The 11667-nt window shown below is 47.0% G+C and carries 12 protein-coding genes; 7 read left to right on the top strand and 5 right to left on the bottom strand.

Going from position 1 to position 11667, the window contains the following annotated elements:
* Window positions 1–8: 8 nt before the first annotated feature.
* A complete protein-coding gene (gene katX / locus ACFVP7_RS21160) occupies window positions 9–1652 on the bottom strand; it encodes a catalase KatX (RefSeq protein WP_038829106.1) in 1644 nt (547 codons plus the stop codon).
* A gap of 128 nt (window positions 1653–1780) precedes the next feature.
* Here katX and ACFVP7_RS21155 point away from each other — a divergent pair, with 128 nt between their 5' ends.
* From ACFVP7_RS21155 to licH, 7 genes are all read left to right on the top strand, one after another.
* On the top strand, window positions 1781–2371 hold the full coding sequence (locus ACFVP7_RS21155; RefSeq protein WP_128740837.1) for a DNA-3-methyladenine glycosylase: 591 nt from the start codon (window positions 1781–1783) through the stop codon (window positions 2369–2371).
* Between the two features lie 28 nt (window positions 2372–2399).
* On the top strand, window positions 2400–2558 hold the full coding sequence (locus ACFVP7_RS21150; protein ID WP_009968374.1) for a hypothetical protein: 159 nt from the start codon (window positions 2400–2402) through the stop codon (window positions 2556–2558).
* 161 nt (window positions 2559–2719) lie between these two features.
* Window positions 2720–4645 carry a transcriptional regulator LicR gene (gene licR / locus ACFVP7_RS21145; RefSeq protein WP_041850364.1) on the top strand — a complete coding sequence of 642 codons (1926 nt, stop codon included), beginning with the start codon at window positions 2720–2722 and terminating at the stop codon, window positions 4643–4645.
* 128 nt (window positions 4646–4773) lie between these two features.
* Entirely contained in the window at window positions 4774–5082 is a 309-nt protein-coding gene (gene licB, locus ACFVP7_RS21140) for a PTS lichenan transporter subunit IIB (protein WP_003218755.1), read from the top strand.
* A gap of 15 nt (window positions 5083–5097) precedes the next feature.
* Window positions 5098–6456, top strand: coding sequence for a PTS lichenan transporter subunit IIC (gene licC / locus ACFVP7_RS21135; protein ID WP_021480958.1), 1359 nt, complete (start codon window positions 5098–5100; stop codon window positions 6454–6456).
* 18 nt (window positions 6457–6474) lie between these two features.
* A complete protein-coding gene (gene licA / locus ACFVP7_RS21130) occupies window positions 6475–6807 on the top strand; it encodes a PTS lichenan transporter subunit IIA (RefSeq protein ID WP_021480957.1) in 333 nt (110 codons plus the stop codon).
* Window positions 6804–8132, top strand: coding sequence for a 6-phospho-beta-glucosidase LicH (licH, locus tag ACFVP7_RS21125; protein WP_003244285.1), 1329 nt, complete (start codon window positions 6804–6806; stop codon window positions 8130–8132). Before licA ends, licH begins: the two co-directional genes overlap by 4 nt.
* Window positions 8133–8165: 33 nt before the next feature.
* Here the strand turns inward: licH and ACFVP7_RS21120 are convergent, their stop codons facing one another.
* From ACFVP7_RS21120 to dltC, 4 genes are all read right to left on the bottom strand, one after another.
* Window positions 8166–9257, bottom strand: coding sequence for a branched-chain amino acid aminotransferase (locus ACFVP7_RS21120; RefSeq protein ID WP_003244231.1), 1092 nt, complete (start codon window positions 9255–9257; stop codon window positions 8166–8168).
* 140 nt (window positions 9258–9397) lie between these two features.
* A complete protein-coding gene (locus tag ACFVP7_RS21115; protein ID WP_338731519.1) occupies window positions 9398–10156 on the bottom strand; it encodes an SDR family oxidoreductase in 759 nt (252 codons plus the stop codon).
* A gap of 90 nt (window positions 10157–10246) precedes the next feature.
* Window positions 10247–11425: a D-alanyl-lipoteichoic acid biosynthesis protein DltD gene (dltD, locus tag ACFVP7_RS21110; RefSeq protein ID WP_003227323.1), complete on the bottom strand. Its 1179-nt coding sequence runs from the start codon at window positions 11423–11425 to the stop codon at window positions 10247–10249.
* Window positions 11425–11661, bottom strand: a complete 237-nt coding sequence (dltC, locus tag ACFVP7_RS21105) for a D-alanine--poly(phosphoribitol) ligase subunit DltC (RefSeq protein WP_003227325.1) — start codon at window positions 11659–11661, stop codon at window positions 11425–11427. The genes dltD and dltC overlap by 1 nt, the downstream gene beginning before the upstream one ends.
* Window positions 11662–11667 lie beyond the last annotated feature (6 nt).

Genomic DNA, 11667 nt, shown 5'->3' with positions numbered 1-11667 from the left:
CGCTGTTTTTAATACGGATCTGACGGATGGCTCTCCTGTTCAGCCTGCTTTGCAGCCTGTTCCGTTTCAGTTGTGCCGATCGGTCCGTTGCTGTTGTTTTCGGAAACCTTTTTTAGCCCTTCTGCTACGCGTTTTCCGTAGTCAGGATCAGCTTTTGTGAAATTCTCAATCATTTGATCCTGAATTTCTTTTCGGCACGTAGAAAGCGTATTCACCAAATTCGTAATCAATTCGTTCCGCTCAAATTCAGTAAATCTCCGGTACGTTTCTCCAGCCTGTCCGAAGTTGTTTGTTCTGTCAATCGCTTCACGCTTTACATCACCTTCGATATGCGGCGTATGGTCTTTTCCGTCCTGCTTCGCTTCCTTCAGCCCGCCCATAATGGATGGCTCATAGTTGACGTGCGGATTTTGTCCTTCTGCTCTATCGACCCGATATTGCATTTGCCCGCCTTCCTGGTTGGTGGCGACATGCTTTTTCGGCGAGTTGATCGGAAGCTGCAGGTAATTTGCGCCTACACGGTAGCGCTGCGTATCAGAGTAGGCAAACGTACGCCCCTGGAGCAATTTGTCGTCTGAAAAATCAAGCCCGTCGACAAGCACTCCCGTTCCAAATGAAGCTTGCTCCACTTCCGCATGGTAGTTTTCCGGATTTTTGTTCAGCACCAATTTGCCGATCGGTTTCCATGGGAAATCGTCTTTATACCACAGTTTTGTCGGATCGAGAGGATCAAAGTCCAGTTCAGGATGCTCATCATCGCTCATGATTTGAGCATACACTTCCCACTCTGGATAATCGCCATTTTCAATCGCGTCATATAAATCCTGTGTGGCATGGTTAAAGTTTTTCCCTTGAATCTCTTCTGCTTCCTTCTGTGTCAGGTTGCGGATGCCCTGCTTCGGTTCAAAATGGTATTTCACAAGAACGGCCTTGCCCTCCTCATTCACCCATTTATAGGCATGTACGCCTGAACCCTGCATTTGCCGGTAGTTGGCCGGAATGCCCCAAGGCGAAAACAAGAAGGTGATCATGTGTGTCGCTTCAGGAGATTGAGAAATGAAATCGAAGATACGTTCACCATCCTGGATGTTGGTCACTGGATCAGGCTGAAATGCATGTACAAGATCCGGAAATTTCAGCGGGTCGCGGATAAAAAAGATTTTCAGGTTGTTCCCGACCAAATCCCAGTTTCCGTCTTCTGTATATAGCTTTACAGCAAAACCGCGCGGGTCTCTCAATGTTTCAGGCGAGTGTTTTCCATGATTCACAGTTGAAAAACGGACAAATGCCGGTGTTTTCTTGCCTTTTTCCTGAAAGAGCTTGGCCCGTGTGTATTTTGAAATCGGTTCGTCTCCGAAGCTTCCGTACGCTTCAAAATACCCGTGTGCACCTGCTCCCCTGGCATGAACAACCCGCTCAGGGATGCGTTCCCGGTCGAAGTGGCTGATCTTTTCGAGAAAATCATAGTTCTCAAGTGTTGTAGGCCCTCTATTCCCGACGGTTCTCACATTCTGGTTGTCAGTAACAGGATGCCCCTGCCTATTCGTTAAGGTATCCTCTGACTCGTTTTTCCCGGATGTCTTATGGGAAAGCGCTTCCTCGCTCCCTTGGGCATTTGATTGGTGCTGCTTGTTTTGATGATCATCTTTCAATGGTTGGCCCTCCTTTTTTGAACGGTAACAATATTCCCTGAATGGAAAGATTTTAAAACAGCCGTTTTTTTTGATCTGCTTCGGGAATGGTACAATGTACAAAAATCGGTAAAAGGAGAGGTCGATTCGTGACGAGAGAAAAAAATCTGCTGCCCATCACGTTTTATCAAAAAACCGCTCTTGAGCTTGCCCCATCGCTTCTGGGCTGCCTTCTTGTAAAAGAAACAGACGAAGGCACAGCGTCAGGCTATATTGTGGAAACAGAGGCCTATATGGGGGCTGGAGACAGAGCGGCCCACAGCTTTAACAACCGCCGGACGAAGCGGACTGAGATCATGTTTGCAGAAGCTGGGCGGGTATATACATACGTGATGCACACCCATACATTGCTGAATGTCGTTGCCGCGGAAGAGGATGTCCCGCAAGCGGTATTAATCAGGGCGATTGAGCCACATGAAGGCCAGCTGTTAATGGAGGAGAGAAGGCCGGGCAGGAGTCCGAGGGAATGGACAAACGGACCAGGAAAGCTGACGAAAGCGCTTGGCGTCACGATGAATGACTACGGACGCTGGATCACGGAACAGCCGCTTTACATCGAAAGCGGGTACACACCGGAAGCAATTTCAACCGGCCCGCGCATCGGCATTGACAACAGCGGGGAGGCACGCGATTATCCATGGCGTTTCTGGGTGACGGGAAACAGGTACGTGTCGCGTTAGAATGTTTAAGGAAGAGGCAATCAGGGGAATGGTTGAGAAAAAAGAAGGGAGAATCGGAGCTTTGAAAAAGATGATCAAAACCGTTATCAAATGGGCGCCGGTCATTTACCCGATTGTTCGAAAAATCATGAAGGATCGCAAGGCGTCTAAACAAAAGAATATGTCCGCATCTAGAACAGCCGGCTGACCCCGGCTGTTTTTTATAGGCCAGTTTTCCCTCTAGTCCTCCGGATGTTCATTGACTTGCCATTCTCTCCATTATAGAATTTATATACATTTCGCATCCCTTCATCATCCTTTCTGCCTATTCACTGAATCCCTGCATCTACTAGATAGGAGGTTTTTCTCATGCTTCATGGGCGACTACGTGATATTCTGCGCTTGCTGATGGCGGCTGAAGCCCCGGTGACAAGTTCGTTTTTTGCCGCACAATTAAACGTAACGACGCGGACAGTCCGCAATGATATAAAGGAACTGCAAGGTGTGCTAAGCGGCCACGGTGCCTTTGTACAATCTGTAAGAGGCTCCGGCTACAAGCTCCGCATTGATGACGAGCAAGTATTCAGAACACTGCTGCAAGATGAATTTCAGCAAAAAAAGGGCCTGCCGGTATTGCCGGAGGAGAGAATGGCCTATCTTATGAAACGTCTGCTGCTGGCGGACCATTATCTCAAGCTCGATGAACTTGCTGAAGAACTATTTATCTCAAAATCTACACTCCAAACGGATTTAAAGGAAGTAAAGAAACGTCTGCTGCCTTACCGCATCGTCATGGAAACACGTCCGAATTACGGCTTCAAGCTGCGCGGGGACGAGGTGCAGATGAGGTACTGCATGGCGGAGTACATTGTCGATGAAAGAGAAACGGAGATAGATGTTTTAAATGAAAAGGCTGATATTTTGCCAAAAGAAGAAATTGAGATCATCCGTTCCGCCATCTTGAAAAAAATGAAAAACGACCGCATCCCTCTGTCCAACATGGGACTGAATAACCTCATTATCCATATCGCTATCGCCTGTAAACGGATCAGAACGGAAAACTATGTATCTCTTTTCCCGAAAGATATGGATCATATCCTGCATCAAAAGGAGTACCAGGCTGCAGAAGCCATCGTAAAAGAGCTGGAATCAGCGCTTGCCGTTACGTTTCCGAAAGACGAGACGGCCTACATCACCATGCATCTCCTTGGCACAAAACGAATGACACAATCACAATGCGGAGAGGACACATTTTCAATAGAAGAGGAAACCGATCAGCTGACACTTGCCATGATCAAAGCTGTTGATCGTGAACTGAAGCTTGGCATCCTGCATGACAAAGAGCTGAAAATCGGCTTGGCCCTGCATATGAAGCCGGCGATCAGCCGCAATCGATACGGCATGAATCTTCGAAATCCGATGCTGGCAGCGATCAAGGAACATTATCCACTCGCTTTTGAAGCCGGGATCATTGCCGGAATCGTGATAAAGGAACAAACGGGTATTGAGATTCATGAAAACGAAATTGGATATTTGGCTCTCCACTTTGGCGCCGCGATTGAACGAAAAAAAACAGAAAGCCCGCCGAAACGCTGTATCATTGTATGCGCATCGGGTGCCGGGAGTGCCCAGCTTCTGCGCGAAAAACTCCGTTCCCATTTCGGCAAGCGGCTCGATATTCTTGGAACGGCTGAGTATTATAGTCTTGATCAAATGTCCTACGAATCAATTGATTTTGTCATCAGCACCATTCCGATTAAAAAAGAGCTCCCTGTACCAGTACTGAAGGTTAACACCATCTTAGGCGGAACTGACTTTACAAAAATAGAATCTATTCTGAGTGATGAAAAGGAAAAAGCCAATCGCTACCTAAAAAAAGAACTCGTTTTTTTTCAGGAGGATCTGCGCTCAAAAGAAGAAGTGATTCAATTTTTAGGGCAGAAAGCGGTCGAATGCGGCTTTGCCGATGAAGAAATCATAGATTCCATTTTTGAAAGAGAAGACATGTCGCCAACGTGTTTTGGCAATCTTGTTGCCATCCCGCACCCGCTTGTTCCGCAGACGAAAACAACGTTTTGGGCCGTTTGTACGCTCAAAAAACCGATCGATTGGGAGAGTCAGCGAGTTCAATTTGTCTGTCTGCTTTGTGTCGAAAAGGAGAACAAAGCGGATTTGCAAAGCATGTATAAACTGCTTGGCAGCATTTTGGATGACCCGGCGGCGGTGAACCAGCTGATCAAATGCCGTTCATATCAAGAGCTTTCGGATGTGTTTGACCAAAAAATGCTGAGCTGACAGCCTGTATATACCTTTTTTCCGTTGCCTGCGGAAAAACCCTGAGTGTTTATGAAAGCGATTTCATAATATGATGATAGCAACAGCAGGACATTACAAAATTGATCAAACTCTAGGGGGTCTTTTACATGAATATATTACTCGTTTGTGCAGCAGGCATGTCTACTAGCTTACTGGTGAGCAAGATGGAAAAAAGTGCGCAGGAACAGGGAAAAGACTATACCATTTGGGCAGTTTCAGGCGATTCTGTACAAAATCATATCGATAAAGCGGATGTATTGCTTCTCGGTCCGCAAGTCCGTTACATGCTTCCGCAGCTCAAAAAATTAGGAGAGTCAAAGGGGGTTCCGGTAGACGTCATTAATACCGTCCATTATGGCACGTGCAACGGGGCGGAAGTGCTGAAATCAGCTGAACAGCTTGGACATGTGTCATAGAGAGGGGCGGGCTATGTGAATAAAGTCAATCAGATCTTAGAAGAAAAGGTCATGCCTATAGCGGGAAGAATTGCGGGACAGCGTCATTTGCAGGCGCTGCGTGATGGTATCATCCTCACGATGCCCCTGATTATCATCGGTTCCTTTTTCCTCATCATTGGCAACCTCCCGATCCCGGGATACGCTGAGTTTATGGCAAAAACGTTTGGCAGCTCCTGGTCTGAAAAACTGGCCTACCCAGTCGACGCGACCTTTGAAATTATGGGTCTTGTCGCCGCGTTCGGCATCGCCTACCGGCTCGCCGAGAAATACGGTGTTGATGCCTTGTCGGCCGGAGCCATTTCCCTTGCGGCATTTTTATTAGCAACACCTTATCAAGTGCCGTTTATGCCGGATGGCGCGACGAAAGAAATCATGGTTGGCGGCGGGATTCCGCTTTCGCTCATGGGAAGCAAAGGCCTGTTTGTCGCCATGATTATCGCAATGGTGTCCACAGAGATTTACCGCCTCATTATCCAGCGCAATTTAGTCTTCAAAATGCCGGACGGTGTTCCGCCGGCGGTAAGCAAGTCATTTGTCGCGTTAATCCCCGGCTTTGCCGTCATCTTCCTGATTTGGGCAGCCCGGCTGATTGTTGAAGCGACACCGTTTGAAAGCCTTCATAATATTGTAAGCGTTTTATTGGGGACTCCGCTTTCCATTCTTGGAGGAAGCCTTGGAGGAAGCCTTGTCGCCGAAGCCGTCAAAATGCTTTTATGGGCCTGCGGCCTTCACGGTGCAAACATTGTCGGCGGCGTCATGGCACCGATTTGGTACGGCGCAATGGATGCCAACCGGATCGCATTCCAAGCCGGTGAGGAGCTTCCTAAGATTTTCACCCAGCAATTTTTCGATATCTGGGTCAATATCGGCGGAAGCGGCGCCACATTGGCACTGGTTGTCACGATGTTCCTGCGCGCTCGAAGCAAACAAATGAAGCAGCTCGGGAAGCTTGCGGTCGGCCCGGCCATCTTCAATATTAACGAACCGATTATATTCGGAATGCCGATCGTCATGAACCCAATGCTCTTACTTCCGTTTATCATCACGCCGCTTGTCACAGTGACACTCACGTACATCGGAATGAGCACCGGCCTTGTCGCCAAACCGGCGGGTATCGCAGTGCCGTGGACCATGCCGCCGATCTTTTCAGGCTACTTGGCGACAGGAGGAAAAGTCTCAGGCGCGGTCATGCAAGCCATTAATATTGCCGTGTCCTTTATTGTCTACTATCCATTCTTCAGAATGTGGGATAAGCAGAAGCTGAAAGAAGAAAACGATCTGGAGCTGGTTCAAACGCCTGCTGCATCAGATGACAAAGAAGCGGCTCTGTAGAGAAAGGAAGTGAATCGCGTGAATGAGGAAATGGAACAAATCATTTTTCAAATCATCCTTCACGGAGGAAACGGTAGGAGCTCCGCAATGGAGGCCATTGCCGCTGCGAAAAGCGGCGCCGCAGAAGAAGCGCGGAAAAAGCTTCAAGACGCTGCTGAAGAATTGTCAAAAGCCCATCACTATCAGACAGAGCTGATCCAAAATGAAGCGGGCGGAGAAAAGACGGAAATGACGCTTCTGATGGTTCATGCACAGGATCATTTAATGAATGCAATGACAGTGAAGGATATGGCTGCAGAGATCATTGAGTTATATGAAAAAATCACCGAGCAAAGGGGAGCAAGCATATGACAAAAGGATTGAAGATTGTAACGATTGGCGGAGGTTCAAGCTATACGCCCGAGCTAGTGGAGGGGTTCATTAAACGGTATGATGAGCTGCCTGTGCGCGAATTATGGCTCGTCGATATCCCTGAGGGCGAAGAAAAGCTGAATATTGTCGGCACACTCGCCAAAAGGATGGTTGAAAAAGCTGGCGTCCCGATTGACATTCATCTTACGCTCGACCGGAGAAAAGCGCTGAAAGACGCAGACTTTGTTACGACTCAATTTCGCGTCGGACTTTTGCAGGCAAGAGCAAAGGATGAGCGCATTCCGCTAAAATATGGTGTAATTGGCCAGGAAACAAACGGCCCGGGAGGCCTGTTTAAAGGATTGCGCACAATTCCGGTCATCCTTGAGATCGCAAAGGACATAGAAGAGCTTTGCCCGAACGCTTGGCTTGTTAACTTCACAAACCCTGCCGGCATGGTAACAGAAGCCTTGCTTCGCTACTCCAACCTGAAGAAAGTCGTCGGTCTTTGTAATGTTCCAATCGGCATCAAAATGGGCGTAGCCAAAGCGCTTGATGTAGATGTGGACCGCGTAGAAGTCCAATTCGCCGGACTGAACCATATGGTATTTGGGCTGGATGTTTTCTTGGACGGCGTAAGTGTGAAGGAGCAAGTCATCGAGGCGATGGGCGACCCGAAAAACGCGATGACAATGAAAAATATCTCAGGCGCCGAATGGGAACCGGATTTCTTAAAAGCGCTCAATGTCATCCCTTGCGGCTATCACCGTTACTATTTCAAAACAAAAGAGATGCTGGAGCACGAACTTGAAGCATCACAAACGGAGGGCACCCGCGCTGAAGTCGTACAGAAGGTCGAAAAAGAGCTGTTCGAGCTTTATAAAGATCCAAACCTTGCGATCAAACCGCCGCAGCTGGAAAAACGGGGCGGAGCTTACTACAGTGATGCAGCATGTAACTTAATCAGCTCCATTTATAATGATAAACATGACATTCAGCCGGTGAACACGATCAATAATGGTGCAATAGCGAGTATTCCAGACGATTCCGCAGTTGAAGTGAACTGTGTGATGACGAAAACCGGCCCTAAGCCAATTGCTGTCGGCGACTTGCCGGTGTCTGTCCGCGGCCTTGTCCAGCAAATCAAATCCTTTGAACGTGTCGCGGCAGAAGCAGCAGTTACAGGTGACTATCAAACCGCACTCCTTGCCATGACGATTAACCCGCTTGTCCCGTCCGATACTGTGGCCAAACAGATTTTAGACGAAATGCTGGAGGCGCACAAAGCGTATCTGCCGCAGTTTTTCAACAAAATTGAAGCGTAAAAAAAGCCGGCCTGTAATGGGCCGGCTTTTTTCTTACTTGCTTTCAGTCAGCGCTGCGACTTCGGTCGTCCATCCGAATTCGTCTGCGACAGCGCCTTTTTGAATGCCTGTAATCGTGTCATATAGTTTTTTTGCGATTTCCCCTGTTTCACCGTTGTTGATCGAAAGTGTTTCATCCTGCCAGATCAGCTCGCCGACTGGGGAAATAACAGCTGCTGTACCAGTTCCGAAGGCTTCTTCTAGGATGCCGTCTTTATGGGCTTGGATGACCTCATCGATCGCAATTTTTCGTTCTGATACTTGAAGGCCCCAATGCTTAAGCAAAGCGATGACTGAATTGCGCGTAATGCCTTCCAGGATGCTTCCGTTCAGCATCGGCGTTACGATTTCACCGTTGATTTTGAAGAAGATGTTCATGCTTCCGACTTCTTCGATGTATTTCTTCTCAATGCCGTCCAGCCAGAGCACTTGAGAAAAACCTTTCTCTTCGGCTACCTGCTGCGCTTTTAAGCTTGAAGCATAGTTTCCTGCGGTTTTGGCATTTCCTGTTCCGCCTTTTACCGCACGGACAAATTCACTTTCAACAGCGATTTTGACCGGCTTAATGCCTTCTTTGTAATAAGAGCCGACCGGAGAAAGAATGATCAAGAGCTTATACGTATGAGATGCCGCAACACCAAGGAAAGGCTCGGTTGCGATGATGAACGGACGGATGTAAAGGGACGTGCCCTCCGCATTTGGAATCCAGTCTTTATCAATTGCGACAAGCTGCTTTAAGCCTTCAAGAACCTGTTCTTCATCAATTTGCGGAATGCAGAGGCGGTCGTTTGATTGATTCAGGCGTTCCATATTTTTTTCCGGTCTGAAAAGCAGAACATGGTCATCCTCTGACACGTAAGCCTTTAACCCTTCAAACACGGTTTGGCCGTAGTGATAGACCATTGCGGCCGGATCCATTGATAAGGGCTGATAAGGAATGATTCTTGGATCGTACCAACCTTTATCTGCCGCATAGTCCATTACAAACATGTGGTCTGTAAACACTCTTCCGAACGAAAGCTGATTTGGGTCTGGTTTCGGTTTTTTTGTTGATGTCAATTCAACGCGAATCGTTTGTTTAGTCATGGTCAATCTCCCTGCTGTTAAATTGTTTATATTATCAAACTTATTTGAAAATAATTATATTCTATTGTATACCTTCAACAAATAATCGCAATAGTTTTGCTCAAATTTGTAAGAAATTCATATGAAAAAAGCAGGAGAAATTAATTCTCCTGCGTGTTCATATGCTCGAATAACCTGTCATAATCGGCGCGAGTGGCATCCCGAAGACCTTCAACACGTTCATTTGTAATCTCCTGTTTGCCTTCCTTCAAGCCGTCCAAGAAATATTGAACATATTCTTCAGATGAAATGCCCCGGTACGTCAGGCCTTGTTTATCGCGTGATTTTTGGTTTAAGCCCGTGTCCACCATAGGCGGTGCCATTTCAATCACTTCCACGCTCGTGTCGCGGAGCTGGTGTCTGAGCGTAAGCGAGAACGAGTGAAGTGCTGCTTTTGTTGCGCAGTACACCGGATAAACAGCTAACGGGTTAAACGCAAGCCCGGATGTGACCTGAACGATTGCCGCTTCAGGCTGCTTCATCAAATGAGGTGTGAAAAGGGCGGATAAATGGACAGGCGCTTGGAAATTAAGTTCAATTTCATCACCGTCCACAAAAAGCTCCTCTGTCCCTTTTTTAAAGTCAATTTCCTTTTGAATGCCGGCGTTGTTGACGAGAACATTCAAGTTCGGATATTCCTTTAAAGCCCATTCATACAATGCTTCCCGCTGCGAACGGTCTGCAACATCACATTGCTTTGTATGGATGTTTGGGAGCTGCTGCTTCGCTTCTGCAAGACGTGCTTCGCTGCGTCCGAAAATGATAACTTCATTGCCGAGCTCCAGCAGGCGCTTGGCCAGTTCAAGCCCGATGCCAGCAGAACCCCCTGTGATTAAAACCGTATTATTTGTCATCTTCATTGGATGTAACACCTCTTAATTAAGTTGGCTGTGATTCCTTTACTATTTCAAATCTTAGCAGGAAATATGCAGCCGCGTCCTATGAGATGCTCAGGATGAAGTGACTTTTCCGGTTTTATAAAATTCGTCAATTGCTTTATCGACATACACCCAGCCTTTCCAGCCGATGTGAATGGTGTCTTTCATGAAATACGGGTCATATTCATGCCCTGAGAAATCAGCAACCTGGAAGCCCTTCGCTCTGATTTGTTTATTTACCTTTTTGTAATAGTCAGTGCGTCCTTTTTTCGGGAAGCCCGTGTAATCGTACCATTTCCCGTTAACAGGAATGGTGACAAACATAGGCTCTGCGCCCGCATCCTTCAGGATATCGAGCATCATTTCAAAGTCGCCATATTCCGGTGACACCGCATACGATCTTCCTTTGTTTTTCCCTTTCAGCTTAGGCACTTTCGGCTTCAGCTTTTTATAGACAGGGTTGTCGATGTGAAAATCGTTAGAACCGGAGTGGCGTTTGCCTGATTGATCCGCCAGTTTATTCAATTCAGACCATGACTTATCCTTTACTGACTGCGAGATATAGCGCTTTGGCCCGGATGATTCTGTCGTTGAATAATACAGATCTTTCTTTTCCAGCATGCTGTAATACACTTTGGCCGCCGGCTTCAGCGCGTTCACTTTCCACGTCTGGCCGTTTACCATTGCTTTGTACAGCTCAGAAAGAATGGCATCGTTTTGCACAGCCTTAAAGCGCAGCATGCGTTTCATCATTTTCTTTTTAATTTCAGGATCGATCTGATCGTTAAATGCCAAATCAAGCCCTTGCAGCGCAGAATAGTTCGGCGCGAAATGCTGTTCATCAGACCCGCGCTTAATAAACCATTGCGGAGACACGATGAATACGATTTTTTTGCCCTTCAGCTGATCCATATGGGCAGCGAAGTTTAAAGAATGAATCAATGACTGGGATCCGCCTTTGCCGACAAGGTATGGCGTGAATCCCTCATTGTTTACCTGAAAATAATTAGATGGGTGGAACTCGTCCAGCCGAGAAAGCTCAGAAGACCCGTAAATCGGAAGATATGTCGGATCTTTGAGCATCTGATCTTGTAAATATAGCCCTTGAAACATACTCGGATTCAAGGCTGTTGCTGACTCTTTCACACGCTTATCGGTGATGAAGCCTGTCAGCCATGAAGATGGAATTGCGATGGCGCCTGCGAATAGAATAAACGCCAAAATAATTGGACCGAAAAAACGCTTTTTCATTATTTCAACTCAGACAGCTGATTTACAATGTTGTTAGGTGTATTCCAAACGTCCCGGTCAAATTCAGTGATCGGCACTAAAATATCAAAACGGTTTTCAATCGCAAGCAGCAATTCTACTGTTCCAAAAGAATCAAGCAAACCTTCTTCAAAAATTTCAATATCAGGATTTTCCTTTACGATGTCATCCTGGCAAACCTCTGCTAAAACGTCTAATACCTCTTGTTTAAAATCCATAGCTTT

The organism is Bacillus sp. SG20033, assembly GCF_044570195.1.
Lineage (GTDB): Bacteria > Bacillota > Bacilli > Bacillales > Bacillaceae > Bacillus > Bacillus subtilis.
The sequence above is the reverse complement of the archived record's forward strand: the minus strand, read 5'-3'. Positions and strand labels throughout refer to the sequence as shown.